This window comes from Kitasatospora sp. NPDC004669, assembly GCF_040609455.1.
Classification (GTDB): domain Bacteria; phylum Actinomycetota; class Actinomycetes; order Streptomycetales; family Streptomycetaceae; genus Kitasatospora.
Genome location: NZ_JBEXKB010000022.1, coordinates 39,993 through 65,519, shown reverse-complemented (window position 1 = coordinate 65,519; position 25,527 = coordinate 39,993). Strand labels below are relative to the sequence as shown.

Here is a 25,527-nt window from a genome sequence, read left to right as displayed (position 1 = left end):
GGATGGAACGCATGCAGGAAGACCTCTTGAGCGGCAGCCCGTACGACGCCCCCCACGGCTCCCCCTGGGCCGACCCCGGCGCCGCGACCGGCCCCGACGCCGTGCTCGCCGGGCTCGACCCCGAACAGCGCGCCGTCGCCACCGCCCTGCACGGCCCCGTGTGCGTCCTCGCCGGCGCCGGCACCGGCAAGACCCGCGCCATCACCCACCGCATCGCCTACGGCGTGCGCAGCGGCGTCTACCAGCCCGCCCAGGTCCTCGCCGTCACCTTCACCGCCCGCGCCGCCGGCGAGATGCGCGGCCGCCTGCGCCAACTCGGCGCCGACGGCGTCCAGGCCCGCACCTTCCACGCCGCCGCCCTGCGCCAGCTCCAGTACTTCTGGCCCCGCGCCGTCGGCGGCCCCGTGCCCCAACTCCTCGAACGCAAGGTCCAACTCGTCGCCGAAGCCGCCGGCCGCTGCGGACTGCGCGTCCAGCGCACCGAACTGCGCGACCTCACCGCCGAGATCGAATGGGCCAAGGTCACCCAGACCGCCCCCGAGGACTACCCGGTCGCCGTCGCCAAGTCCGGCCGCGAAGCGCCCCGCGACCCCGCCGAGACCGCCCAGGTCTACCGCGTCTACGAGGAGACCAAGAGCCGCCGCGGCACCATCGACTTCGAGGACGTCCTGCTGCTCACCGCCGCCATCCTGGAGGACCGCCCCGACATCGCCGACCAGGTCCGCGCCCAGTACCGGCACTTCACCGTCGACGAGTACCAGGACGTCTCCCCGCTCCAGCAGCGCCTGCTCGACCAGTGGACCGGCCCCGACGGCGGCGCCAGCCTCTGCGTCGTCGGCGACGCCAGCCAGACCATCTACTCCTTCACCGGCGCCACCCCCGACTACCTGCTCGACTTCCGCGGCCGCCACCCCCAGGCCACCGTCGTCAAACTCGTCCGCGACTACCGCTCCACCCCCCAGGTCGTCCACCTCGCCAACGGACTACTCGCCCAGGCCCGCGGCGAAGCCGCCCGCCACCGCCTCGAACTCGTCTCCCAGCGCGAAGCCGGCCCCGAACCCGTCTACACCGAGTACGAGGACGAACCCACCGAGGCCGAGACCACCGCCCGCCGGATCAAGGACCTCCTCGCCACCGGCGTACGCGCCAGCGAGATCGCCGTCCTGTTCCGCACCAACGGTCAGTCCGAGGTCTACGAACAGGCCCTCGCCGACCTCGGCGTCCCCTACCAGCTCAAGGGCGCCGAGCGGTTCTTCGAACGCCCCGAGGTCCGCGACGCCGGCGTCCTGCTGCGCGGCGCCGCCCGCGCCGCCGCCGACCCCCTCACCGCCGGCGCCCCCGACCTCGCCGGCCAGGTCCGCGCCGTCCTCGCCACCCGCGGCTTCACCCCCGAACCGCCCGCCGGCTCCGGCGCCGTCCGCGACCGCTGGGAATCCCTCGCCGCCCTCGTCCGCCTCGCCGAGGAATTCGAGCGCACCCGCACTGCCGACGGCCGCACCACCGACCTCGCCGCCTACGTCGCCGAACTCGACGCCCGCGCCGCCGCCCAGCACGCCCCCGCCGTCGAAGGCGTCACCCTCGCCTCCCTGCACGCCGCCAAGGGCCTCGAATGGGACGCCGTCTTCCTCGTCGGCCTCACCGAGGGCACCCTCCCGATCATCTACGCCAAGACCGACGAACAGATCGAGGAGGAACGCCGCCTCCTCTACGTCGGCGTCACCCGCGCCCGCAAACACCTCAGCCTCTCCTGGGCCCTCGCCCGCTCCCCGGGCGGCCGCGCAGGCCGCAAGCCCAGCCGCTTCCTGGACGGTCTGCGCCCCGGCTCCGCCGCCCCGGGCGCGCGCACGGGCGCGCGGGGCGGGCGGGGGAGCGTCGAGACCGGCGAGCGCTCGGCTGCCCGACGGGTGCGCGGGCCGGTCACGTGCCGGGTCTGCGACAAGGTCCTCACCGAGGCCGTCGAACGCAAGCTGCGCCGCTGCGAGGACTGCCCCTCCACGATGGACGAGGGCCTGTACGAGCGGCTGCGCGAGTGGCGGGCCCGGCAGGCCCGGAAGCAGGGCGCCCCGGCCTACGTGGTGTTCACCGACGCGACGCTGATGGCGATCGCCGAGGACGTGCCCGCCAGCAGCCGGGAACTGGCCCTGATCTCGGGGGTCGGCGCCATGAAGCTGGACAAGTACGGGGCAGCCGTGCTCTCGTTGTGTGCGGGGGAGGAGCCCGAGGAGGATTCGGACGGCGTCGAGGACGACGGTCCGGTCGATCCGGCGTGAGCCGGCGCGGGCGCGGTCCAGGGGACTGCTCGGGGGACTTCGAAGCCGCCGCGGAACATGCCGCGGATCGCGCCGTGTAACGCGCCGCGGAACTCGCGTGAAAAATAGTTTGCGCGGCATACCGGGAGCGCAATAGCCTGCCGGAGCGGTCAAGGGGACGCGGTCGCACGGGGTGACACCTGTGCCGATTCCCCTCGCCCCACAGTTTTACCGAGACAGACATCCGAACATTCGGAGCCAGGGGAACCAGGCTCCGCGAGACGCCGAGAGGAGGCGAAGGCAGTGGGAAACATCATGATCACCAAAATGACTGGCCAGACCGTTGTCCCCGCCTCCCTGCGTGACGCCCGCCTGCGGGCGCTCGCCGTGCTCGGTGGAACCGGTCTGGGTCTCGACGCCACCGGCGGCTCCGCCGCCTCCGCTGTCAGTGGTCTTGGACACACTGATCTGTACATCGCGGGCGGCAGGAGTGTCGAAGGCACCGTCGTCGAGACCGGTCTGTCCCGTGACTGGGCGCCGGTCGGCACGTCGCGTCGCATGTGCGATGAGCGACCGATCCAGGCACCGAAGGCGGTCGTAGCCGCCGCCACGCATGGCGGCTATGCGCAGGTCATCGGTGCCGGAAACGCCCAGAAGCAGAACGAGCAGCAGATCAACCAGGCCAAGGCCGCCTTTATCGGCGCCGAGGCCATCCGGATGCGGGCCTTCCGCGGGCCTGAACCCTGGAGAGAACGAACCTGAGCCAACCTCAGGTCGGCACCTCCAGGGCCGCGGAACCCGTCACCACCGGGATCCGCGGCCCTTCTGTTTTGTCCGGTACGCAAGACCACCCAGGCCCTCCGGGGCCTCCGGCCCAGCACCACCAGTCCACTGGGCCGGAACCACTGAGAAGACGAGGAAGACGCCCACAGTGTCCACGGTCATCACGCCGCCCATCCCGTCCGTACCGCCGACAAGCCAGATCACCAAGGCCGACCAGGCCGACCCCCCGGAGGTTCCTTCCATGCAGATCAGCTCGATCGAGCAGGCCGAGGCGCTCGGCCTCCCCATCCCCTGCCGTGCCTTCGACCCCGAGGTCTTCTTCGCCGAGACGCCCGCCGACGTCGAGTACGCGAAGTCCCTCTGCGGCACCTGCCCGGTGAAGGAGGCCTGCCTGGCCGGCGCCCTGGAGCGGCGCGAGCCGTGGGGCGTCTGGGGTGGCGAGCTCTTCGTCCAGGGCGTCGTCGTGGCCCGCAAGCGGCCGCGTGGCCGTCCGCGCAAGACCGAGGTCATGGCGTGAACCCCGCCGACCACGCCAGGGCCGTCCGCCGGGGAGAGCAGCCCCCGCTGGACACCGCCCTCCGTCGGTCCGTCCGGATCGCCGCCGCCAAGGCCGACGCAGCAGCCCGCACCCGCCCATTCCCGAGCACGCACCACGAGCAGGACCACCACATGACCCCCGCCGCCATCGATCCGACCGTCCGCGCAGAGCAGACCACCGAACTTCAGACCCAGAACAGGATCCTCGAGATGCAACTCCTGCATGAATCCCTGGCCCGTGCCCATATGCAAGACAGGCTGCACGAGGCCGAGAACCAACGGCTCGTCAGTCGGGTCGTCCGCGCCCGCAGGCTCAAACAGCGGGCCGAGCGGGCCTCGATGCGGGCCCGCAAGGCCCTCGCCGTCGCGTTGATGTGAGCGCGTTGATGCAGCCGGGTTGATGCAGCCGCGTTGATGCGAGCGCGCTGATGCCGTCGCATTGATGTAGGCGCCGACCAACCGCCCTGCCGACCCCTGTCGTGCCGCAGGCCGCTCCCCGTCCACGGGGAGCGGCCTGCGGCCGTTCGTCAGGTGTTCAGTTCTTGCGGGCGGACCTGGCGCGCTTCGCGGGCTCGGCCGGCTCAGCGGGCTGCTCGTCGGAGAACTCGGGCAGCCACTCCAGCATCTCGGCGCGGAACGGCGCCTTGGCACCCAGCTGGCACAGCACCCCGATGGTGCTCAGCGTCACCCGATGGATCAGCAGGTACGCGGGCGGCAGGTTCAGTTGCTTGCCCAGGTTGTAGGCGGGCGAGCGCGGATCGGCGATCCGGGCCGCCTGGGCGCGCATCCACGCCCGGGTGAAGTGGAAGCTGTCCACCGCGGCCGGCTCGATGATCGGCAGCAGGTAGTCCAGCACCGCGTCCGGGTCCAGTTGGATCGAGGGTTTCACGAAGCCCTCCTCGCGCAGCATTTTCAGCACGCCCGCCGCGTCCCCGTCCAGCGCCATCCGCAGCGAGGCCCCGATCGGCGCGGGCAGCCCGCCCGGCAACCGGTCCACCGTGCCGAAGTCCAGCACGCCCAGCCGCCAGCCCGAGGCCGGACCGTCGTCCGTCAGCAGCCGGAAGTTGCCCGGGTGCGGGTCCGCGTGCAGCAGACCGGTCCGTGACGGGCCGGCGAACAGGAACCGGGCCAGCAGCTGCCCGGCGCGGTCGCGCTCCTCCGGGGTGCCGCGCGCGATCACCTCGGCCAGCGGGGTGCCGTCCATCCACTCGGTGATCAGCACCTGGTCGGCCTGCGCCACCACGCCCGGCACCAGGATGTCCGGGTCGCCCGCGAACTCCTCGGCGTGCCGGCGCTGGGCCTGCGCCTCCAGCTCGTAGTCCAGTTCCTCCGAGACCCGCTCGCGCAGCTCGGCGATCAGCGGCTTGATGTCCAGCCCGGGAATCAGCGGGCCGAGCAGCCATGCTACCCGGCTCAGCTGGGACAGGTCGGCGAGCAGCGCGTCACCCGCACCCGGGTACTGCACCTTGACCGCGACCCGTCTGCCGTCGTGCCAGACCGCCCGGTGCACCTGGCCGATCGAGGCGGCGGCCGCCGGGCGGTCGTCGAACTCCCGGAACAGCTCGCGCCAGCCGTCCCCGAGCCGCTGGGCAAGGGCGGTGTGCACCTTGGCGGCGGGCATCGGGGGAGCGGCGTCCTGCAGCTTGGTGAGTGCGGCCCGGTACGGCCCGGCGACCTCCTCGGGCAGCGCGGCCTCGAAGACGGACAGCACCTGCCCGAACTTCATCGCCCCGCCCTTGAGTTCACCGAGGACCTTGAACAGCTGGTCGGCGGTGGCCTGCTGGAGCTCGGCCGTGACCACCTCGGCGGAGCGGCCGCCGATGCGCCTGCCGAGTCCGAGTGTGGCGCGTCCGGCTATCCCCAGCGGTAGGGCGGCGAGCCGTGCCGTGCGGGTCACTGCCTTGCGCGGAAGATCGCTCACCCGGGCCTCCAATCCCTGGCCCCCCGACACCGGACGGCCCACCATCACTACGCCATTGTGCCCGCTCCCCACCCCGCGGCCGCCGGTATTTCACGGGGCGGGCGGGCGGCGCCGTTCCCTCGCGGCGTCCCTTGCGGGGGTCTTTGCGGTGAGTTGGGCGGCTTGGTCCGGTGTGGGCCGACGGGTCAGCGGGGCAGCCGCAGGGCGAGGCCGTCCAGGACGACCTCCAGGCCGTAGGAGAACTTGGCGTCGCGTGTGGCGGCCGGATCCTCGGCGGCGGCGGCCGTGGAGTCGCCGTTGAGGTGCTCGTAGCCGACGGTGGCCTGCTCGGCGGCGGGCATCAGACGGGCGACGAACTCGGCCTCGCTCTCGCCGGAGCGGGCCACGGCGGTGAGCCAGGCCGCCTCGGCGGTGCTCATGCCGACGACGTAGGAGATGAGGGTCTCGATCGCCCGGGCCGGCTCGGGGAAGGCGGCCGCGGTGAAGAGGCCGGCCAGCCGCTCGGAGAAGGACATCAGGTTGGGGCCGAGGTAGACGAGACCGGCCTGGCCCAGCACCGAGGACAGCCAGGGGTGGCGCAGGGCGGTCGCCCGGAAGGCCTGGGCGGCCTCGACGGCGGCGGCGCGCCAGTCCGGGCTGTCGGCGGGCGGGAGGATGATCTCGCCGAAGACCTGGTCCACCGCGAGCTCCATCAGCTCGTCCTTGGTCGCCACATGGCGGTAGAGGGAGGTCGCGCCCGCGTTCAGGCGGGTGGCGAGCTTGCGCATGCTCAGGGCGTCGATGCCCTCGGCGTCCAGCATGGCGACCGCCTCGCGGACGATCGCGGCCCGGCTCAGGGAGGGCTGCTCGGGCTCACGCGGCTGGCGGGCCCAGACGGACGGGACGGGGTTCGTTCGGGCGGCCATGGGCGGCTCCTCTTCCTGGGCCCTCTCGCTGGGGGCGCTGTTTCCGGTGCCGGTCGCGCTGCCGGTCGGCCGACAGGGTGCGTACACCGTTCGCATTGAGCGTACAGGAGTCGAGTGTTGCGCACGCCGTTCCGCTGTGCGTACAGTGTTCGCATCGACGGAACGCAGTGCGCACCGAAGGGACGGTGTGCGCAAGAAGGGGAGGGTGTCCGATGACAGTCAGCAACCCGGCCGAGGGCCGCAACCCGCACCGCTGGTGGATCCTGATCGTGCTCTGCCTGAGCTCGCTCGTCCTGGTGGTCGACAGCATGGCCCTGACCGTCGCGGTCCCCTCGATGACCGCCGACATCGGCGCCAGCGCCCAGGACACCCAGTGGATCCTCGACTCCTACGTCCTCGTCTTCGCCGGACTGCTGCTCACCTCGGGCAGCCTCGGTGACCGGTTCGGCCGCCGGAAGGTCATGATCATCGGACTGCTGCTCTTCGGGGCGGCGTCCCTCGCGGCGACCTTCTGCACCAGCCCCGGCGAGGTCGTCGCGGCCCGGATCGCGATGGGCGTCGGCGGCGCGCTGATCATGCCGTCGACGCTGTCGATCCTCATCACCGTCTTCGACGAGCAGGAGCGCAACAAGGCGATGGCCGCGTGGGGTTCGGTGTCGATGCTCGGGCTGGTCGGCAGCCCGGTGTTGGGCGGCGTGCTGATCGACCACTTCTCGTGGCACTCGATCTTCTTCATCAACGTGCCGGTCGTCGCGCTGGCGATCCTGGCCGGGCTGCTGCTGATGCCGGAGTCCAAGGGCCCGTGGCGGAAGCCCGACCCGCTCGGCGCGGTGCTCTCCGCCGTCGGCATGACCGCGCTGATCTGGTGGATCATCGAGATCCCGCAGCACGGCGCCTTCGCCGGCCGGTCGTTGGTCACCCTGGTCGTCGCGGTCCTCGCCCTCGCCGGGTTCGTGGTGTGGGAGAACGTCACCTCCGCGCCGATGGTGCCGCTGGCGCTCTTCCAGGCCCGCAACTTCAGCGGTGGTTCGCTGTCGCTGACCCTCGTGCAGATCGGCAACGGCGGGCTGCTGCTGGTGCTCACCCAGTACCTGCAGTTCGTGCTCGGGTACTCGCCGGTCAAGGCCGGCCTCGCCTTCCTGCCGCTGGCCGTCGCCGCACTGCTCGGCAACGGGGTCGGCGCCAAGCTCGCGGCGAAGCTCGGCAACCGGCTGCTGATCCTCACCGGGATGCTCGTCATGGCCTCCTCCTTCGCGCTGCTGACCACCGTCTCGGCGGACACCGGCTTCGCCGTCCCGGCGACGGCGCTCGGACTGCTCGGCCTCGGCGCGGGCCTGGCGATGCCGGCGGCGGTCGGCGCGCTGATGGGGACCATCCCGTCGGAGCAGGCAGGCGTCGGCTCGGCGCTGAACGACACCATCCAGCAGGCCGGCACGGCGCTCGGCATCGCGATCCTGGGCTCGCTGCTGTCGAGCGGCTTCGCGAGCGGGATGCCGGCCGGGACACCGGAGCAGGCCAAGCGCTCCATCGCCGGGGCGCTGGCGGCCGCGAACGGGGACGCCGGGCTGGTGCGGACCGCCCGGGAGGCGTTCGCCGGGGCGATGTCGACGACCTTCACGGTCAGCGCGATCGGGGTGCTGGCGGCGGCGCTGGTGGCCGTGCTGGTGATGCGGGACCGGAAGGCGGGGGAGAGCGCGGCCGAGGAGGTCGCGGAGCCCGCGAAGGAGATCGGGATCGCCGCCTGAGGCCGGTTCGGCCGGGAGTTCGCTGAGAAGGCCGGTGCCCATGGAGGGTGCCGGCCTTCGGCGTTCTCTCAGGGGCTGCGCAGGAAGTCGGCGGGGCCGACTTCCTGCGCGGGGGTGCGGGGGCTAGGCGGTGGCGGTGGCGGGGCGGCGGTAGGTGGCCCCGCAGCCGCCAGACCCGTGCCCGGCACGCTTCTCGTCCGTCCTCCCTCGATGGCCTCAGCCCGGTGGCAGCGGCTGCCACAGGCAGCCGCAGTCCGGGTGTCCTCGCAGCCGCAGTCGTCGGGGCATCCCGTCGCTCGCCGACACCTCGCACCAGCCGTCGACGCTCGGCGGCCGGCCGCCGTCCAGAAACACCTGCACATGCAAGGCCGCCAGTCCGGCGACGGCCGTCGCCAGCGCGGTGTCGCAGGCCGGGGTGCGGGCCCGGCCCGGGCCGTTGTTCGCCAGCTGGGCCAGGACCCGTGGCCACGCGGCGTCCTCGTCCTCCCGCCGCAGCACCAGGCAGTGCCCGCAGGCCGATCGCCCCGGGATCACCAGCGGCCCGATGATGCCGAACTCCTCGACCACGCCCACGTACAGATGGGGCACCCCGGCCCGGAGCAGCAGCCGGGCCTCGTACGTCCCACCCGCGAAGGCGGCGCTGCCGTCCCTGGGTGCGAGGACCACGAAGGCGGGCGGCGGGTCGTCGGGCTTCCGTCGGGGCAGAGGCACCGGCGGCCGGCCGGCGGCCCGTTGCACCGCCTCCCGCGCGGCCGTCGAGCGCAGCCGCCCGATGTCCGCGGGCGGCAGCCCGGCCGGGGAGCAGTCGCCGGGCTTGACCCGCCCGCCGTCGGACACCGTGACGGTGCCCGTGCCGGCTGCGGCGAGTACCGCCGCCAGGGCGGCGCCGACCCGGCCCGCGCCGCGCACCTCGATCCGGGTCTCGGCCCGGTGGGTCAGGACCGCCGGTGCGGCGCCCGGGCCGGAGTGGACCAGGGACAGTGAGGCGAGGTCGGGCCCGAGCAGGTCCCGGTGGGGCTGGGGGAAGCGGGACAACGCCTGGTCGGTCGCCTCGGCGTCGTCCAGCAGCCCGGTCTCCTCCAGTTCGGTCAGCAGGGTGTCGGCGGGCTCGCGGCCGAGGCCGATCCGCTCGCCGGCCTCCAGGAGTTCGGGTCGGTCGCGCGTTCCGTCGACCAACCCGAGGAAGTCGCAGAGGGTCTTGTCGGCGTTGCCGAGCACCCCTGCGTACCGGGTGACGGTGCCGAACTGCAGGGTCTCGGAGTCCCGCCAGCTGCGGGACAGAGCGGGCTTCAGAGCGAGGCGCACGACGATCTCCCTTCCGATCGTTTCCGGACGGCTGACCGCAGCATGCCCCATCACGCCGACCGTGTGCGGAAAGTTATCCACAGGTCCGGGTGCATGATCACACCATCTGTCCGCAGGCCCTGTGGATAACTGGCCATCCCCCCGGATGTCGGTTTCCGGACACCCTTCGTCGGCCTTTCGTTCTCGATCACTCCACGAAAGATTTCGGCCATGGCAGCGGACTTCTGCCAGTGGTACCGGGTAACGTCGTGTGCCATGGCAGCCGAGCGGGACTCCCATCCACCGGCGTCGCGTCGGCGTGCCCGTGCAGCGTCCGGATCCCAGACGGCGGCGCCGAGCACACGCGCTCGCCCGGACGAGAAGCAGCACGACAAGCAGCACGAGAAGCCGCAGGCCAGGCCGCAGCATCCGTCCACCGGGGCCGTGTCCCCGGACGCGCACGACCGCGGCCGGGTCGAGGTGCGGCGCAGCGCCCGCCGCAGCCGTACCGTCTCCGCCTATCGCGAGGGCGACCGCACCGTGGTGCTGATCCCGGCCCGGATGTCGCACGCCGAGGAGCAGCGCTGGGTCGCGCAGATGCTGGAGAAGCTCGCCGCCCAGGAGCGCCGGAGGGTCCTCGGGGACGACGCCCTGATGGTCCGGGCCCGGGAGCTGTCGGCTGCTTACCTGGGCGATCGCGCTCAGCCCGCCCAGGTCCGCTGGGTGACCAACCAGAATTCGCGTTGGGGCTCCTGCACCCCCAGTGAGGGGACGATCAGGCTGTCCCACCGGCTGCAGGGCATGCCGGAGTACGTGCTGGACTACGTGCTGCTGCACGAGCTGGCGCATCTGCTGGTGCCGGACCACGGCCCTTCGTTCTGGGCGCTGTTGGAGGCCTACCCGCGGACGGAGCGGGCCCGCGGCTACTTGGAGGGTGTGGTCTCCGCGGCCCGTCTGCCGCACATCCCGGGTGCCAGGCACGGCTCGCCGGGTCAGGATCCGGCGGCTTCCTGCGGTTGAGCACGGGGCATGCAAGGGGGCGCGGGCCGATAGGCCCGCGCCCCCTTGTCACGTCACACCTCAGCCGGTCAGCCGCCGTGCGCGGGCGACCAGGTCGCGCACCGAGTGGTCGGTGAGCTCCGGCAGGCGGTCGTAGTCGAACCAGCGCAGGTCCAGCGACTCCTCGCTGATCAGCGCCTCCGCTCCGGCCGGGGCCAGGGCGATGTACTGGACGTCCAGGTGGGTGTTCTCCGGTCGGTCCTTGCCCGTGCAGCGGACCAGGTGCCGGTCCAGCTTGGCCGGGACCGGGGCGCCGTTGTCCCGCAGCAGGGTCAGGTCGGGGATGCCGGACTCCTCGACGGCCTCGCGCAGCGCGGCCGAGGCGAGGTCGGCGTCGCCGGGCTCGCAGTGCCCGCCCATCTGCAGCCACATGCCGACCTTGGGGTGCAGGGTGAGCAGCACCCGTCCGGCGGCCGGGTCGACGACCGCCGCGCTGGCGGTGATGTGGGCGGGCAGGCAGGACCGGTACAGGCCTTCGGGCTGCTCGGCCAGGTGCGCGAGGTAGTCGCGCCGCAGCTGTTCCTGGTCGTCGTCGGCGGGCCGCCAGTCGGTCAGGGTGCGGACCGCGTCCGCGTGCAGGGTGGACGCGCCCGTGTCGGTGGCCGTCATGCGGTGGGCTCGCCCTTTCCGTCGGTGCCGCCCTCGTCGGCCTTCGGCTCGTCGGTCTTCGGCTGGTCGTTCTTGGTCAGGTCGGGCTTGCCGGCCGCGGCCTCGCCGAGCAGCTTGTCGAGGGCGTCGAAGTCGATCCCGCCCTCCAGGTCGCCGCCGCCGCGGTGCACGAAGGCGTCCGGGTCGTCCAGGTCGGCGGCGGTGGGCAGCATGTCGGGGTGCTCCCACAGCGCGTCGCGGCCCTCGACGCCGCGGGCGTCGGCGAGCAGCGCCCACAGCCGGGCGGCGTCGCGCAGGCGGCGCGGGCGCAGCTCAAGGCCGACCAGGGTGGCGAAGGTCTGCTCGGCGGGCCCGCCGGCCGCGCGGCGGCGGCGGACAGTCTCGCGCAGGGCGCCGGCCTGCGGCAGGTGGGGTTCGGCGGCGGCGTGCACGACGGCGTCGACCCAGCCCTCGACCAGCGCGAGGGCGGTCTCCAGGCGGGCGAGCGCGGCCTTCTGCTCGGGGGTGTCCTCAGGCTGGAGCAGGCCGCCGGCCAACGCCTCCTGGAGCGCCTCGGGGTTGGTCGGGTCGAGCTGGCCGACGAGCTCCTCCATTCGGGAGGTGTCGACCTTGATGCCGCGCGCATAGGCCTCGACGGCGCCCAGCAGGTGGGCCCGCAGCCACGGCACGTGGGCGAAGAGCCGCTGGTGGGCGGCTTCGCGCAGGGCGAGGTAGAGCCGGACCTCCTCGGCGGGCACGTTCAGGCCCTCGCCGAACTCGGCGACGTTCTGCGGCAGCAGGGCGGCCTTGCCGGCCGGGGCGAGCGGCAGGCCGACGTCGGTGGATCCGACGACCTCGCCGGCGAGGGCGCCGAGGGCCTGGCCGATCTGGGTGCCGAACATGGCGCCGCCCATGGAGCGCATCATGCCCATCAGCGGGCCGGCCATGGCCTGCATCTCCTCGGGCAGGACGCCGCCCATGGCGTTGCCGACGCGCTCGGCGACCGGGTCGACGAGGTCCTTCCAGACCGGGAGGGTGGCCTCGATCCACTCGGCGCGGCTCCAGGCGACGGCCGTGCCTGCGCCGGAGGGGAACTCGGTGACGCCGTCGAGCCACAGGTCGGCGAGCCGGACGGACTCGGCCACGGCGGCGCGCTCGGCGGCGCTGACCGAGCGGTCCTTGCTCTTGCCCTCGGCGGGCTCGGCGACGACGGTCTGCCGGGCGATGTTGGTGGCGAGGTCCCAGTTCACCGGGCCGCCCTCGAAGGAGAGCATCTGGCCGAGCTGCTGGAACGCGGCGCCGAGGTCGCCTGGGTTGACGCCGCCGAACATCGCGGCGAAGGGGTTGTCGGCACCGGTGCCGCCGGTGCCGCCCGGGGCGCCGGGCATGCCGAAGATGGCGCCGAAGGGGTTGCCGGCCCCGAAACCGAAGGGCTGCGGGCCGCTGTCGCCGGAGCCGGCCGGGCCCTGGTCCTTCTTCTTCTGCGCGTCGTCGGGCTTGGCCTTGCCGTCCTCGGGCTCCTCTGGCGGAACGCCGAATCCGAAGGGAAGGTCGCTCACGGGGTCCTCGATCCGGTCGGCCGTCATACGGGTGTGGCGGGAAGTGCTACCGGCCCGGGGCTCCGCTGAAGCGGGGGACTCGTGGGCGGCTCCCGCGCGGCAGGCCCGCGCCGGGTGCACCGCGGGGCCTTCGCCTCGGGCAGGATGGACGTACGTGACACACGTCCGTACGCACATAAGCTAACCGTGGAGGATGGCCGGTGAGTTCCCCGCCTTCGGACGTTCGCTCTGGGCTGACCGGAGGGGAGGACGCTTCGGACGCCACGGCGTCGCCGCCTCCAGCCTACGGCGGGCGGCCGCTGACCGTGGCCGTCACCGGTGCCGCAGGGGTGCTGGGCGAGCGGGTCGCGGCCCGGCTCGTGGCCTCCCCGCACGTGCGCAGGGTGCTGGCGGTGGACGACCGGCGCGGCGACGTGCCGGGCGTGCACTGGCGGGTGCTGGACGTGCGGGACCCGGCGGTGGCCGAGCGGCTGGCCGGCGTGGACGTGGTGGTGCACCTGGCGATGGACTTCGGGATGGAGTCCGACCCGCGGGCCCGCAGCGCCTACAACGTGCGTGGCGCCCAGACGGTGCTGACCGCGGCCGCGGCCGCCGGGGTGCACCGGGTGGTGCTGTGCACCTCCGCGATGGTCTACGGGGCGCTGGCCGACAACGAGGTGCCGCTGGCCGAGGACTCCGAGCTGCGCGCGACCGAGGAGGCCTCGCTGGTCGGGGACCTGCTGGAGATCGAGCGCCTGGCCCGCCGGGCGCCGCGCGCCCACCCGGGGCTGCAGGTGACGGTGCTGCGACCGGCCGTGGTGGTGGGTCCGGGTGTGGACACCGTGCTGACCCGGCACTTCGAGGCGCCGCGGCTGCTGGTGGTGGCCGGCTCGCGCCCGTGCTGGCAGTTCTGCCACGTGGACGACCTGGCGGCGGCGCTGGAGTACGCAGCGTTGGGCCTGGTCGAGGGCGAGGTGACGGTCGGCTGCGACGGCTGGCTGGAGCAGGAGGACGTGGAGCGGCTGTCGGGGATCCGGCGGATGGAGCTGCCGGCGGCGCTGGCGCTCGGGACGGCGGCGCGGCTGCACCGGTTGGGTCTGACGCCGGCCCCGGCGGGGGATCTGGCGTACACGATGTACCCGTGGGTGGTGTCGGGCAGCCGGCTGCACGAGGCGGGGTGGCGTCCGGCGTCCACGAACGAGCAGGTGCTGGCGGAGCTGCTGGCGCAGGTGTCCGGCAAGCACGCGGTGGCGGGGCGCCGGCTGGGCGGCAAGGAGGCCGCGACCAGTCTGGGGGCGGCCGGGGCGACGGTGGCGCTGGTGGGTACGGCGGCGCTGGTGCGCCGGGCCCGCAAGCGGCGCCGGTTCTGATCGGGGGGCGGGAGTCGACCGGTCCGATCGGTCGGGGAGTCGACCGGGCGGCGGTAATTATCACGATGCGAAATTTCCACATCGTGATGCGGAAACCCCTTGCCCCGATCGGGTGGGGATGGGGAATCATGGGGTCATGTCCGAGAACCACGACCCCATCCGCCTTCTCGCCGTCCGCGACACCCCGCTCTCGCTGGACGAGGTGTACGAGGCGGTCGGCGACGACGCGGCCGGCGGCACCACCGTCTTCGTCGGGACGGTCCGTGACCACGACGGCGGCAAGTCGGTCGCCGCGCTGGAGTACAGCTGCCACCCCACCGCCGAGCAGGAGATGCGCCGGATCGCCGAGAAGGTCGTCGCCGACTTCCCGGTCAAGGCGCTCGCCGCGGTCCACCGGGTGGGCCGGCTGGCGATCACCGACAAGGCCGTGATCGTCGCCGTCTCCTGCGCCCACCGCGGCGAGGCCTTCGCGGCCGCCCGCCGGCTGATCGACGACCTCAAGCACGAGGTGCCGATCTGGAAGCACCAGGTCTTCGCCGACGGCGAGGAGGAGTGGGTCGGCGCCGGCGGCTGCTGACCCCTCGCCGGTGTGGGCGGAACCGGTGCGCGGAGGAACCGGTTGCACACGGAGCGCGTCCCCTGGGTCAGGCGCGCCGTCGCCTCACCCGAACGGGTCTGGACCGGTACGCCGAATACTCCCTGGAAGTGAGCCGATCGGCCGTCCCGTTACCCGGACGGCGCCGGCTGCGTTGTCCGCCAGAGTGGTTAATCTGCTCATAGACACGACGAGCTGGGGAGTACTGGTATGGGTGCGCTCGCCTGGTTGATCATTCCGGTTGTCGCCGTCCTGGCCGCCGCCGCGTGGGCGGGTTGGGCCCAGCGGGCCCCGAAGGCCACGGGCGATCCGGCCTCACTCGCCGAGCACCGGCGCTTCATGGCCGCGATGGAACGCACCACCTCCGGCACCGCGGCGCCCGGTGAGCACTCCGCCCGGTAGCCCGGCGGGCGCCGCGTCACCCGCGTCCCGTAGTGTCGAGGCATGCCACGCCGCTCCGCGACGATGCTCGCTGCCACCCTGCTGCTCATAGCGCTGCTCTGCGTCTCGGTGCTGATGAAGGTGCCGTACACGGAGATGAGCCCGGGGCCGACGTACAACACGCTCGGCGACCAGGGTGGCAAGTCGGTGATCACCATCACCGGGCACGACTCGTACCGGACGAGCGGGCACCTCAACATGACCACTGTCCAGGTCACCGGGGCCAAGTACGAGCCCAGCCTGGTCAACGCGGTGGTCGGCTGGCTGCGCGACGACGTGCTGGTGGTGCCGCACGACAACGTCTACCCCAAGGGGCAGTCGGACGCCGACGCCAAGAAGCAGAACGCCGAGGAGTTCGCCTCCTCCGAGGACAGCGCCCGCACCGCCGCGCTCAAGCAGTTGAGCATCCCGGTCGGCAGTGATCTGATCGTCAAGTCGGTCACCGCGGGCGCCCCCGCCGAGGGACGGCTGCACGCGGGCGACCAGATCGTCGCCGTGGACGGCACCGCGGTCTCCTCGGTCGACCAGGTGGTCGCCGCCGTCACCAAGCACAAGCCCGGCGAGTCGGTGGTCTTCACCGTGGTGCCGCGCACCAAGGACACCTCCGGCAACGACGCCGCCACCCCGGGGACCAGGACCGACGTCACCGTCCCGACCGTGCGGGCCAGGGACCTCGACCCGAAGGCCCCGGCCGAGCGGGCCGACCTCGCGGTGGTCGGCATCGGCACCGGGATCCGGCACACCTACCCGTTCCAGATCGACATCGGCCTGCAGGACGTCGGCGGCCCCAGCGCCGGGCTGATGTTCTCGCTCGGCATCATCGACAAGCTCACCCCCGGCGGCGACCTCACCGGCGGCAAGTTCGTCGCCGGCACCGGCACCATCGACGACGACGGCAAGGTCGGCCCGATCGGCGGGATATCGATGAAGCTGATCGCCGCCCGCGACGCCGGGGCCGAGTACTTCTTCACCCCGTCCTCGAACTGCACCGAGGCCACCAAGAACGTCCCGTCCGGGCTGACCCTGATCAAGACGGACACGCTGGACGGCGCGCTGAAGTCGCTGGAGCAGATCCGCTCCGGGCAGACCTCCGCGCTGCCGTCCTGCGCCAAGTAGCCCAGGTGTAGCGGCGGTTACGCGAAGGTCGCCAGCAGCGCTTCGGTCAGGCCGGGCACCAGGTCCGGGCCGGTCAGTACCTCGCGGGCGGTGTCCTTGGAGCGCAGCCGCAGGGCGATCTCCTTCTTGCCGTCGCGCAGCACCGCGGCGGTGATCCGCACCTCCTCGCGCTTGGGGTGGTTGGCCACCCACTCGGCGAGCTGGGCGTCGCTGGCGTTGCGCGGGCGGGACTGCTCGGCGCCCGGCGGCAGCATCTGGCGCTCGACGACCAGGGCGCAGCCGGCCACCGCGTCGGGCCAGGCGATGGTGCCGAGGAACTTGTCGAGCGGGGTGCCGGCAGGGATCTCGTCCTGCTCGATCGGGGTGAGGCCGGGCTCGTCGCCCTCGGTGAGGCCGAGCTGCTTGGCGATCTTCGGGTCGGCCTTGCGCAGGGCGGTGCTGTCCACCAGGGCGAACAGCCGGGCCGGGAGGTCCCAGCCGAGGGTGGCGGCGTACTCGTCGATCTCCAGCGCGGCCCGGGTGAGCGGGGTGGCGGCGGGGAGCTTGGATACATCGTCGGCGGAGCCGGGGGGGTTGGTGAATGCAGACGCGTCGGACATGACTCAATCCTCACACGCCGGGCGGGTGGCGCCCGCCGGGCGGGCCGGGGCGCCGGTGACGGGGGTGCGGGGGAACGGCGTCGTAACCGTCTGCTAACGGTGGGAACTCGGCCGAAGCCTGGTTTAGTTGCTCTGACGACCGACCTTCCAGACGACACAGCTGAGGTGCCACCGTGGTATTCCAGATGCCGGAACGCTCAGGGCCGGGTTTCCGGCGCAGGGTAGGCCCGCCCTCCCGGCGGGCGCGGGTGGCCCTGCTGACCCTGGGCGTGCTCGCGGTGCTGTTCCTGCTGTTCGTCATGTTCGCCGGGTTCTGGACGGACTGGTTGTGGTTCAGGTCGGTCCACTACTCCTCGGTGTTCACCACTCAGCTGTGGACGAAGATCGGGCTGTTCGCGGTGTTCGGCCTGCTGATGGCGGTGATCGTCGGCTTCAACATCTGGCTGGCGCACCGGCTGCGGCCGCCGCTGTCGGCGATGTCGGTCGAGCAGCAGAGCCTGGACCGCTACCGGGCGGGGCTGGCGCCGTTCAAGCGCTGGGCGCTGATCGGGATCTCGCTGGTGATCGGTCTGGTGGCGGGCGCGGCGGCGTCGGGCCAGTGGCGGACCTGGCTGATGTGGACGAACGCGACGTCCTTCGGTGAGAAGGACGCCCAGTTCGGCATGGACGTCTCGTTCTACGCCTTCGACCTGCCGTTCTACGAGTTCGTGCTGGGCTTCGCGTTCAGCGCGGTGATCGTCTCGCTGCTGACCTCGGCGCTGGTGCACTACCTGTACGGGGGGCTGCGGCTGCAGGGTCCGGGTCGGCGGGCGAGCGCGGGCGCGCAGGGGCACCTGGCGGTGCTGCTGGGCGTGTTCGTGCTGCTGAAGGCGGTGGCGTACTGGCTGGACCGGTACGCGCTGGCGGTGAAGACCGGCTCGTACAAGGGTGTGTCGGGCTGGACGGGCCTGCGCTACGTGGACGCCAACGCGTTCCTGCCGGCCAAGACGATCCTGTTCTTCGTCGCGATCATCTGCGCGGTGCTGTTCTTCCTGACGCCGATCCGCCGGACCTGGGCGCCGGCCCTGATCGGGCTGGGGCTGATGGTGCTGTCGGCGGTGCTGATCGGCGGGCTGTACCCGGCGATCGTGCAGCAGTTCCAGGTCAAGCCGAACGAGCAGGCCAAGGAGACGCCGTACATCCAGAAGAACATCGACGCCACGCGGCAGGCGTACGGGATCGCGGACGCGCAGACCGTCCCGTACAGCCCGCAGGGTTCGACCACCGCGGACGCGTTGAAGCCGGACGCGCAGACCATCGCGGACATCCGGCTGCTGGATCCGAACATCGTCTCGCCGACGTTCCAGTCGCTGGAGCAGCAGCGCAACTACTACGCCTTCCCGAGCACGCTGGACGTCGACCGCTACGGCACCGGCACGGGCAAGCAGGACACCGTGATCGGCCTGCGCGAGCTGGACCTCAACGGGGTGCAGCGCAACTGGATCAACGACCACTTCAAGTACACCCACGGCTACGGTGCGGTGGTCGCCAAGGGCAACCAGGTCGACGACCGGGGCCAGCCGGTGTTCACCGAGTCGGGCCTGCCGGCCACCGGTTCGCTGGGCGACTACGAGCAGCGGGTCTACTACGGCGAGAAGACGACGACGTACTCGATCGTCGGCGGCTCGAACAAGGAGATCGACTACACCGATCCCAAGACCGGCCAGAACGCCGAGTACACCTACTCCGGCGACAGCGGGGTGTCGCTGAGCAACCCGATCACCCGGGCCGCGTACGCGGTGCGTTTCGCCGAGCCGCAGATCCTGTACGCGGGGGCGATCACCGACGGCGCCAAGGTGATCTACAACCGGACGCCGAAGGAGCGGGTGGAGAAGGTCGCGCCGTGGCTGTCGATCGACGCCGACCCGTACCCGGTGGTCCAGGACGGCCGGGTGGTGTGGGTGCTGGACGGCTACACCACCTCGGACGGCTTCCCGTTCTCGTCGAAGACGACGCTGGGCGCCGCGACCAAGGACTCGCTGACCAACCAGCGCGGTGAGCTGCTGGCCGTCGCCAACCAGGTCAACTACATCCGCAACTCGGTCAAGGCCACGGTGGACGCCTACACCGGTGAGGTGAAGCTCTACCAGTGGGACGAGAAGGACCCGGTGCTGAAGACCTGGATGAAGGCCTTCCCGGGCACGGTCGAGCCGAAGGCGGACATCCCGCAGTCGCTGCTGCCGCACCTGCGCTACCCGCAGGACATGTTCAAGGTGCAGCGCGACCTGCTCGGCCAGTACCACGTGACCGACGCCAACTCCTTCTTCAACGGCAGCGACATCTGGCAGGTCCCGGTGGACCCGACCAGTGACACCAAGCAGGTCCAGCCGCCGTACTACGTGACGGTGCGGATGCCGGACACGAACGCCGCGAGCTTCTCGCTCACCAGTACCTTCGTGCCGAACCAGCGGCCGAACCTGGCGGCGTTCATGGCGGTGAACGCGGATCCGGGCGACGACTACGGGAAGATCCGCATCCTGAAGATGACGGGTGAGAGCGGCGCCCCCGGCCCGGGCCTGGTGCAGTCGAAGTTCAACTCCCGTCAGGAGGTGGCCTCCCAGATCACGCTGCTGAAGAGCGGCGGCGACTCGGAGCTGGAGTACGGCAACCTGCTGACCCTGCCGGTCGGCAACGGGCTGCTGAACGTCGAGCCGGTGTACGTGCGCGGACGCGGTGCCAAGTACCCGACGCTGCAGAAGGTCCTGGCGGTGTACGGGGACGACAACGTGGCGTTCGAGAACACCCTGGAGGACGCGCTGAAGAAGGTGTTCTCGGGGGCGGCCCCGGCGACCACCCCGACCGCGCCGTCCACCGCCGGCAACGGGACGACGCCGACCTCGCCGGCGACGCCCACGCCCACCGGGCCGGCCACCCCGGCGCCGGGCGGGACGATCTCGCCGGAGCTGCAGAAGGCGCTCACGGACGCGGGGAAGGCGTACAACGACAGCCAGACCGCGTTCAAGAACGGCGACTGGGTGGCCTACGGCAACGCCCAGAAGGCGCTCGGCGACGCCCTGAAGGCGGCCGAGGCGGCCCGCGGCGCCGGCCCGGCGCCGACCCCGACGGCGACGCCCACGGGCGCGGCCTCGGCGAGTGGATCGCCGAGCCCGCACCCGTAGTCCCGCTGAGCTGCGGTAACCGTTTTCCGCTCCACCCCGCGCCCGTGCTAAGGTTCAATCACCGACGCGGGGTGGAGCAGCTCGGTAGCTCGCTGGGCTCATAACCCAGAGGTCGCAGGTTCAAATCCTGTCCCCGCTACTCAGTGACAGAGGCCCGGAGGATCACTCCTCCGGGCCTCTGTCATTTCCGTTGTCATTCCCGTGCTAAGGTTTAACCACCGACGCGGGGTGGAGCAGCTCGGTAGCTCGCTGGGCTCATAACCCAGAGGTCGCAGGTTCAAATCCTGTCCCCGCTACTCAGTAGCCGAAGGGCCCGGAGGATTCTTCCTCCGGGCCCTTCGCGTTTGCGGGTGCGGGCGTTTCCGTCCGGAAGCGGTGGGAACCGCTCCGGTACTATCGACCGTCGCCAACGGGGACGGCACTGGGGTTTGTGGGGTGGAAGTGTCGGGAAATCGACAAAGCGCCGAAGCAATTTCGTCGGCTTCGGGTCGGCCCCGCCCGAATTCGGCCGGGGTAGGTGTACGCGGGTAGCGGGTGATGCGACGATGGGACACATGGGGGACGGTGCACGGCTGCTGACCGGCCGTCTGGTCCGGCGCCTCTCCCGCGAGTCCCTCCGGCCGCGGGCCGGGGCACGATGCCGCGACACTCTGGGGGAGCGGGAGTCGGCATGAGGCTGATCGGCAAGTCAGGCACCAAGTCCGGTGCGGCCGTCGAGGCGGACACCGACGCCTGGGCGGAGAGCGCCGAGAGCCCCGACAGCCGCCCCGGAGCCCTGCCCGCCCAGCGCACCAGCGGACTGTCGGAGCGACCCCAGGCCGGCGGCTTCGGGCCGGACAGCCTCGTCCACGTGCCCACCCGCCAGTTCTCCGCGGCCGTCGGCCCGTACGGCGCCGCGGCGGGCGAGGACGCGCCCTCGGGCGCCGCCCTGGACCCGGCCGGCCTGGACCCGACCAGCTTCGAGACCGCGCTGGCCGCCCGCGAGTCCGCCGCCCTGGAGGCCCGCCACCGGCAGGCCGCCGACGACGGTGACCCGGACGCGGCCTCCCGGCTCGGCACCCTGCTGCTGCGCCGCGGCGACCTGGAGGACGCCGAGTCCTACCTGCGCGCCGCCGCGGCCGCCGGGGTGCGCGCCGCCGCCAACAACCTCGGCGTGCTGCTGCACCAGCAGGGCCACCGCGCCGAGGCCGGCCAGTGGTGGCGTCAGGCCGCCGTGGCCGGCAGCGCCCCGGCCGCGCACGCGCTCGGGCTCCAGCTGCGCGATCAGGGCGAGGAGGAGGCCGCCGAGTACTGGCTGCACTTCGCCGCCGACCACGGCCACCCGCTCGGCGCCTACGCGCTGGGCGACCTGATGGAGCACCGGCGCGACGTGCGGGCCGAGCGCTGGTTCAAGGTCTCCGCCGACGCCGGGCACCGCGAGGCCGCCTACCGGCTGGCCCGGATGCGCGAGGCCGCCGGGGACAAGGAGACCGCCGAGGCCTGGTACCGCACCGCCGCCGCCCGCAGCCACGCCCGCGCCGCGCTGCGCCTGGGCGTGCTGCTGGAGGAGCGCTCCCGCACCGACCAGTCGCTGCTGGACGAGGCCGCCCGCTGGTACCGGCAGTCCGCCCAGAACGGCGAGCCGCGCGCCGCCTGCGCGCTCGGCTTCCTGCTGCGCGACTCCGGGGAGGTCGCCGCCGCCGCCGAGTGGTGGCAGGAGGCCGCCGAGGCCGGCGACGGCAACGCCGCCAACGCGCTCGGCGCCCTGCACGCGAGCCGCGGCGAGGCCAAGGAGGCCGAGCACTGGTACCGCACCGCTCTCGACGCGGGCGACCAGAACGGCGCCTTCAACCTCGGCCTGCTCTGCGCCGGCACCGGCCGCGAGCAGCAGGCCGAGCAGTGGTACCGCCGGGCCGCGTACGCCGGGCACCGGGAGGCCTGCAACGCGCTGGCCGTGGTGCTGCTGCAGCGCGGCGACGAGTCCGGCGCCCAGCCCTGGTTCTCCAAGGCCGCCGAGGCCGGCAGCGTCGACGGAGCCTTCAACCTCGGCGTGCTGCACGCCGGGCGCGGCGAGCACCGCCAGGCCCAGGAGTGGTACGCGCGGGCCGCCGCCGAGGGCCACGGCGAGGCGGCGCTGCAGCTGGCCGTCGCCCAGGAGCAGCGGGGCAACCTGGCCGGCGCGCTGGAGCGCTACCGGCAGGCGGCGGCCGGCGGCTCCGCCGAGGGCGCGTTCCGGCTGGCCTCGGTGCTGGACCGGCGCGGGGACGCCGACGCCGAGGCCGAGCACTGGTACGCGGTGGCGGCCGACGCCGGGCACCGGCGGGCGCAGGTGCGGATGGGCGTGCGGGCGGCCGAGCGCGGGGCGCTGGAGATCGCCGAGAGCTGGTACCGGCGGGCCGCCGAGGCGGGCAGCCGCAGCGCCGCGTTCAACCTGGGGCTGCTGCTGGCCCGGCAGGACAGCGAGGCGGAGGCGATGCTCTGGTACACCCGGGCCGCCGACGCCGGGCACGGGCGCGCCGCGCTGCGCCTGGCGTTGCTGGCGCTGCGCCGGGGCGAGCCGGTGCAGGCCGAGAACTGGTGCCGACGGGCGATCGACTACGGGCCGGCCGAGGTGGCCGAGCGGGCCGGGCGGCTGCTGGGCGCGCTGCACGCGGAGCTCAGCGCGTAGCGCCCCGTCAGCAGGGGCAGGGCCCGCCGGGGGGCAGGGCTGGTCGTCGGGTCAGGGTCGGTCTGCGGGTCGGGGGCGGCAGTCGGGGCACAGGCCGCGGTAGGTGACCTCGGCGGCGGTGACGGCGAAGCCGAAGCGCTCGGCGGCGGGCAGGGCGGTCAGCGGGTCGCCGTGCGGGTGGACGTCGCGGATCGCGCCGCAGCCGGAGCAGACCAGGTGCTGGTGGGCGCGGTGCGCGTTGGGGTCGTAGCGCTTGGCGCGGCCGTCGGTGGCCACCTCCAGCACCTCGCCGAGGGCGACGAGTTCGCCGAGCGTGTTGTAGACGGTGGCGCGGCTGATCTCGGGCAGGTGGGCGGCGGCGCGGGCGTGCACCTCGTCCGCGGTGAGGTGGACGTGCTCGCCGTCGAGGACCTCGGCCACCACCCGGCGCTGCGAGGTGAGCCGCCAGCCGCGTCCGCGCAGTCTTTCCAGCAGGTCACTCATGACACCAGAGTAAGTCACGCTCTGAGTTTGGCTCCAGTATTGACTTGGACAAAGTCCAAGTTAGGATCGTGTCATCACGATCGGATCCCTCGGAGGCACCCGCTATGACCACGCAGGACGAGCTGCGCCCGACCCTCACCACGGAGGCGGGTGCCCCCGTCGCCGACAACCAGAACACCGAGACCGCGGGCGTCGGCGGCCCGGCCCTGATCCAGGACCAGCTGCTGTTCGAGAAGCTCGCGCACTTCAACCGCGAGCGGATCCCGGAGCGCGTGGTGCACGCCCGCGGCGCCGCGGCGTACGGCACCTTCACGGTGACCGCCGACGTCTCGCGGTACACCCGGGCCGCGTTCCTGTCCGAGGTCGGCAAGCAGACCGAGGTCTTCCTGCGCTTCTCCACCGTGGCCGGCAACCTCGGCTCGGCCGACGCGGTGCGCGACCCGCGCGGTTTCGCGGTGAAGTTCTACACCGAGGAGGGCAACTACGACCTCGTCGGCAACAACACCCCGGTGTTCTTCATCAAGGACGCGGTCAAGTTCCCGGACTTCATCCACACCCAGAAGCGCGACCCGTACACCGGCTCGCAGGAGGCCGACAACGTCTGGGACTTCTGGGGCCTGTCGCCCGAGGCGACCCACCAGGTGACCTGGCTGTTCGGCGACCGCGGCATCCCGGCCACCTACCGGCACATGAACGGCTACGGCTCGCACACCTTCCAGTGGCAGAACGAGGCCGGTGAGTACTTCTGGGTCAAGTACCACTTCAAGACCGACCAGGGCATCCGCAACCTCACCCAGGCCGAGGCCAACACGCTCGCCGGCGAGGACCCGGACAGCCACCAGCGCGACCTGCGCGAGTCCATCGAGCGCGGCGAGTTCCCCACCTGGACGGTGCAGGTCCAGATCATGCCGGCGGCCGACGCGGCGGCCTACCGCTTCAACCCCTTCGACCTGACCAAGGTCTGGCCGCACGCCGACTACCCGCCGATCGAGATCGGCCGGCTGGAACTCAACCGCAACCCGGAGAACGTCTTCGCCGAGGTCGAGCAGTCGATCTTCTCCCCGGCGCACTTCGTGCCCGGCATCGGCCCGTCCCCGGACAAGATGCTCCAGGGCCGCCTGTTCGCCTACGCCGACGCCCACCGCTACCGGGTCGGCATCAACGCCGACCACCTGCCGGTGAACCGCCCGCACGCCACCGAGGCCCGCACCAACAGCCGCGACGGCCACCTGTACGACGGCCGCCACGGGCGACAGAAGAACTACGAGCCGAACAGCTTCGGCGGCCCGGTGCAGACCGGCCGCCCGCTGTGGGCCGCCACCGCCGTCGACGGCCTCACCGGCAACCACGCGGCGCCCTCGCACGCCGAGGACGACGACTTCACCCAGGCCGGCAACCTCTACCGGCTCTACTCCGAGGGCGAGAAGCAGCGGCTGATCGCCAACCTGGCCGGCTTCATCGCCAAGGTCTCCGCCGACCGCGAGGACATCGTGGAGCGGGCGGTCGACAACTTCCGCAAGGCCGACGCCGACTACGGACAGCGGCTGGAGGCGGCGGTCCGGGAGCTGCGCAAGCAGTAGCGGCGACCGGGACCGAGCAAGCGGCGGGCCCCTTGACCAGCACGAACTGGTCAAGGGGCCCGCATCAATACGGGGGCGAGTGACCGTCACACGCTCAGACGCCGCAGGGTCTCCTCGTGCAGCAGGCCGTTGGAGGCGACCGCGTCGGCGCCGCCCGGACCGGGGATGCCGTCCAGGCCGGTGAAGCTGCCGCCGGCCTCCTCGACCACGATGCACGGCGCGGCCATGTCCCACAGCGACAGCTCGGGCTCGGCGGCGATGTCCACCGCACCCTCGGCGACCATCATGTAGGACCAGAAGTCGCCGTAGGCGCGGGTGCGCCAGCAGGCCCGGGTGAGGTCCAGGAACGGGTCGAGGCGGCCGCGGTCCTCCCAGCCGGTGAGGGAGGAGTACGAGAAGGAGGCGTCCTCGATCCGGGACACGCCGGAGACGTGGATCCGGGAGGCCTTGGCCAGACTGCGGCCGGCGAAGGCACCCAGGCCCTTGGCGGCCCACCAGCGGCGCTGCAGCGCGGGCGCGGAGACGATGCCGACCACCGGGCGCTCGACGCCGTCCGGGCCGTCCTCCAGCAGCGCGATCAGGGTGGCCCAGACCGGGACGCCGCGGATGTAGTTCTTGGTGCCGTCGATCGGGTCGATCACCCAGCGGCGCGGGCCCGAGCCCTGCAGGCCGAACTCCTCGCCGAGGACCGCGTCGCGCGGACGGGCCCGCTGGAGCACGCTGCGCACGAGCTCCTCGGCGGCCTTGTCGGCGTCGCTGACCGGGGTGAGGTCGGGCTTGGTCTCGATCTTCAGGTCGAGGGCGCGGAAACGCTCCAGCGTGACCGAGTCGGCCGAGTCGGCGAGGACATGGGCGAGTCGGAGATCGTCGTGGTAGTCGGCCATGTCCGAAACCCTAGCGAGCCCGCCCCGATCGGCACAGCCGGGCTC

General features: G+C 72.5%; 21 protein-coding genes and 2 tRNA genes. 15 read left to right on the top strand and 8 right to left on the bottom strand.

Going from position 1 to position 25,527, the window contains the following annotated elements; translation table 11 throughout:
• Positions 1–101: 101 nt before the first annotated feature.
• The 4 genes from ABZW30_RS20085 (at position 102) to ABZW30_RS20070 (ending at position 3,947) form a co-directional block, all read left to right on the top strand.
• The gene (locus tag ABZW30_RS20085) at positions 102–2,270 is read left to right on the top strand and encodes an ATP-dependent DNA helicase UvrD2 (RefSeq protein WP_355672526.1); all 2,169 of its coding nucleotides are present in this window, start codon (positions 102–104) and stop codon (positions 2,268–2,270) included.
• A 282-nt stretch (positions 2,271–2,552) separates the two neighbouring features.
• A complete protein-coding gene (locus ABZW30_RS20080) occupies positions 2,553–3,011 on the top strand; it encodes a hypothetical protein (RefSeq protein WP_355672474.1) in 459 nt (152 codons plus the stop codon).
• 220 nt (positions 3,012–3,231) lie between these two features.
• Entirely contained in the window at positions 3,232–3,549 is a 318-nt protein-coding gene (locus ABZW30_RS20075) for a WhiB family transcriptional regulator (protein WP_355672525.1), read from the top strand.
• Entirely contained in the window at positions 3,546–3,947 is a 402-nt protein-coding gene (locus tag ABZW30_RS20070) for a hypothetical protein (RefSeq protein WP_355672473.1), read from the top strand. The genes ABZW30_RS20075 and ABZW30_RS20070 overlap by 4 nt, the downstream gene beginning before the upstream one ends.
• Before the next feature lie 157 nt (positions 3,948–4,104).
• On the opposite strand, the gene ABZW30_RS20065 is transcribed toward ABZW30_RS20070, so the two are convergent.
• Together ABZW30_RS20065 and ABZW30_RS20060 are read right to left on the bottom strand one after the other, a co-directional pair.
• Positions 4,105–5,490, bottom strand: a complete 1,386-nt coding sequence (locus ABZW30_RS20065) for an AarF/ABC1/UbiB kinase family protein (protein WP_355672472.1) — start codon at positions 5,488–5,490, stop codon at positions 4,105–4,107.
• A 185-nt stretch (positions 5,491–5,675) separates the two neighbouring features.
• Positions 5,676–6,395: a TetR/AcrR family transcriptional regulator gene (locus tag ABZW30_RS20060; RefSeq protein WP_355672471.1), complete on the bottom strand. Its 720-nt coding sequence runs from the start codon at positions 6,393–6,395 to the stop codon at positions 5,676–5,678.
• 212 nt (positions 6,396–6,607) lie between these two features.
• Here ABZW30_RS20060 and ABZW30_RS20055 point away from each other — a divergent pair, with 212 nt between their 5' ends.
• Positions 6,608–8,140 carry an MFS transporter gene (locus ABZW30_RS20055; RefSeq protein ID WP_355672470.1) on the top strand — a complete coding sequence of 511 codons (1,533 nt, stop codon included), beginning with the start codon at positions 6,608–6,610 and terminating at the stop codon, positions 8,138–8,140.
• 216 nt (positions 8,141–8,356) lie between these two features.
• Here ABZW30_RS20055 and ABZW30_RS20050 read toward each other — a convergent pair whose 3' ends face one another.
• Positions 8,357–9,445 carry a TOMM precursor leader peptide-binding protein gene (locus ABZW30_RS20050; RefSeq protein WP_355672469.1) on the bottom strand — a complete coding sequence of 363 codons (1,089 nt, stop codon included), beginning with the start codon at positions 9,443–9,445 and terminating at the stop codon, positions 8,357–8,359.
• Positions 9,446–9,868: 423 nt separating this feature from the next.
• On the opposite strand from ABZW30_RS20050, the gene ABZW30_RS20045 reads away from it, so the two are divergent.
• Positions 9,869–10,444 (top strand): SprT-like domain-containing protein, encoded by a 576-nt coding sequence (locus tag ABZW30_RS20045; protein ID WP_355672468.1) that lies wholly within the window; start codon positions 9,869–9,871, stop codon positions 10,442–10,444.
• A gap of 60 nt (positions 10,445–10,504) precedes the next feature.
• On the opposite strand, the gene ABZW30_RS20040 is transcribed toward ABZW30_RS20045, so the two are convergent.
• Both ABZW30_RS20040 and ABZW30_RS20035 read right to left on the bottom strand, forming a co-directional pair.
• The gene (locus ABZW30_RS20040; protein ID WP_355672467.1) at positions 10,505–11,092 is read right to left on the bottom strand and encodes an NUDIX hydrolase; all 588 of its coding nucleotides are present in this window, start codon (positions 11,090–11,092) and stop codon (positions 10,505–10,507) included.
• Entirely contained in the window at positions 11,089–12,630 is a 1,542-nt protein-coding gene (locus ABZW30_RS20035) for a zinc-dependent metalloprotease (protein WP_355672466.1), read from the bottom strand. Before ABZW30_RS20035 ends, ABZW30_RS20040 begins: the two co-directional genes overlap by 4 nt.
• Positions 12,631–12,935: 305 nt before the next feature.
• Here ABZW30_RS20035 and ABZW30_RS20030 point away from each other — a divergent pair, with 305 nt between their 5' ends.
• The 4 genes from ABZW30_RS20030 (at position 12,936) to ABZW30_RS20015 (ending at position 16,131) form a co-directional block, all read left to right on the top strand.
• Positions 12,936–13,979 (top strand): NAD-dependent epimerase/dehydratase family protein, encoded by a 1,044-nt coding sequence (locus ABZW30_RS20030; protein WP_355672465.1) that lies wholly within the window; start codon positions 12,936–12,938, stop codon positions 13,977–13,979.
• 136 nt (positions 13,980–14,115) lie between these two features.
• Positions 14,116–14,556, top strand: a complete 441-nt coding sequence (locus ABZW30_RS20025; RefSeq protein ID WP_355672464.1) for a molybdenum cofactor biosynthesis protein MoaE — start codon at positions 14,116–14,118, stop codon at positions 14,554–14,556.
• Between the two features lie 228 nt (positions 14,557–14,784).
• On the top strand, positions 14,785–14,976 hold the full coding sequence (locus tag ABZW30_RS20020; protein ID WP_355672463.1) for a hypothetical protein: 192 nt from the start codon (positions 14,785–14,787) through the stop codon (positions 14,974–14,976).
• Between the two features lie 42 nt (positions 14,977–15,018).
• Complete coding sequence (locus ABZW30_RS20015) at positions 15,019–16,131, top strand: PDZ domain-containing protein (RefSeq protein WP_355672462.1); 1,113 nt, start codon at positions 15,019–15,021, stop codon at positions 16,129–16,131.
• 17 nt (positions 16,132–16,148) lie between these two features.
• Here the strand turns inward: ABZW30_RS20015 and ABZW30_RS20010 are convergent, their stop codons facing one another.
• Positions 16,149–16,730 carry a PPA1309 family protein gene (locus ABZW30_RS20010; protein ID WP_355672461.1) on the bottom strand — a complete coding sequence of 194 codons (582 nt, stop codon included), beginning with the start codon at positions 16,728–16,730 and terminating at the stop codon, positions 16,149–16,151.
• Positions 16,731–16,915: 185 nt separating this feature from the next.
• Here ABZW30_RS20010 and ABZW30_RS20005 point away from each other — a divergent pair, with 185 nt between their 5' ends.
• The 4 genes from ABZW30_RS20005 to ABZW30_RS19990 all read left to right on the top strand — a co-directional run bounded on the left by ABZW30_RS20005 (position 16,916) and on the right by ABZW30_RS19990 (position 22,535).
• The gene (locus ABZW30_RS20005) at positions 16,916–19,888 is read left to right on the top strand and encodes a UPF0182 family protein (protein WP_355672460.1); all 2,973 of its coding nucleotides are present in this window, start codon (positions 16,916–16,918) and stop codon (positions 19,886–19,888) included.
• Between the two features lie 65 nt (positions 19,889–19,953).
• Positions 19,954–20,027, top strand: a tRNA-Met gene (locus tag ABZW30_RS20000).
• 83 nt (positions 20,028–20,110) lie between these two features.
• Positions 20,111–20,184: transfer RNA gene (locus ABZW30_RS19995), tRNA-Met, on the top strand.
• Between the two features lie 374 nt (positions 20,185–20,558).
• Positions 20,559–22,535, top strand: coding sequence for a tetratricopeptide repeat protein (locus ABZW30_RS19990; RefSeq protein WP_355672459.1), 1,977 nt, complete (start codon positions 20,559–20,561; stop codon positions 22,533–22,535).
• Positions 22,536–22,586: 51 nt separating this feature from the next.
• Here the strand turns inward: ABZW30_RS19990 and ABZW30_RS19985 are convergent, their stop codons facing one another.
• Positions 22,587–23,018 (bottom strand): Fur family transcriptional regulator, encoded by a 432-nt coding sequence (locus ABZW30_RS19985; protein WP_355672458.1) that lies wholly within the window; start codon positions 23,016–23,018, stop codon positions 22,587–22,589.
• A gap of 104 nt (positions 23,019–23,122) precedes the next feature.
• On the opposite strand from ABZW30_RS19985, the gene ABZW30_RS19980 reads away from it, so the two are divergent.
• Positions 23,123–24,598: a catalase gene (locus ABZW30_RS19980; RefSeq protein ID WP_355672457.1), complete on the top strand. Its 1,476-nt coding sequence runs from the start codon at positions 23,123–23,125 to the stop codon at positions 24,596–24,598.
• 86 nt (positions 24,599–24,684) lie between these two features.
• Here the strand turns inward: ABZW30_RS19980 and hisN are convergent, their stop codons facing one another.
• Complete coding sequence (hisN, locus tag ABZW30_RS19975; RefSeq protein WP_355672456.1) at positions 24,685–25,482, bottom strand: histidinol-phosphatase; 798 nt, start codon at positions 25,480–25,482, stop codon at positions 24,685–24,687.
• Positions 25,483–25,527 lie beyond the last annotated feature (45 nt).

Coding starts and splice junctions, on each gene's coding strand:
- ABZW30_RS20020 (WP_355672463.1), top strand. CDS start 14,785: ATGGGTGCGCTCGCCTGGTTGATCATTCCGGTTGTCGCCGTCCTGGCC.
- ABZW30_RS20060 (WP_355672471.1), bottom strand. CDS start 6,395: ATGGCCGCCCGAACGAACCCCGTCCCGTCCGTCTGGGCCCGCCAGCCG.
- ABZW30_RS20040 (WP_355672467.1), bottom strand. CDS start 11,092: ATGACGGCCACCGACACGGGCGCGTCCACCCTGCACGCGGACGCGGTC.
- hisN (WP_355672456.1), bottom strand. CDS start 25,482: ATGGCCGACTACCACGACGATCTCCGACTCGCCCATGTCCTCGCCGAC.
- ABZW30_RS19980 (WP_355672457.1), top strand. CDS start 23,123: ATGACCACGCAGGACGAGCTGCGCCCGACCCTCACCACGGAGGCGGGT.
- ABZW30_RS20010 (WP_355672461.1), bottom strand. CDS start 16,730: ATGTCCGACGCGTCTGCATTCACCAACCCCCCCGGCTCCGCCGACGAT.
- ABZW30_RS20025 (WP_355672464.1), top strand. CDS start 14,116: ATGTCCGAGAACCACGACCCCATCCGCCTTCTCGCCGTCCGCGACACC.
- ABZW30_RS19985 (WP_355672458.1), bottom strand. CDS start 23,018: ATGAGTGACCTGCTGGAAAGACTGCGCGGACGCGGCTGGCGGCTCACC.
- ABZW30_RS20015 (WP_355672462.1), top strand. CDS start 15,019: ATGCCACGCCGCTCCGCGACGATGCTCGCTGCCACCCTGCTGCTCATA.
- ABZW30_RS19990 (WP_355672459.1), top strand. CDS start 20,559: ATGAGGCTGATCGGCAAGTCAGGCACCAAGTCCGGTGCGGCCGTCGAG.
- ABZW30_RS20055 (WP_355672470.1), top strand. CDS start 6,608: ATGACAGTCAGCAACCCGGCCGAGGGCCGCAACCCGCACCGCTGGTGG.
- ABZW30_RS20005 (WP_355672460.1), top strand. CDS start 16,916: ATGCCGGAACGCTCAGGGCCGGGTTTCCGGCGCAGGGTAGGCCCGCCC.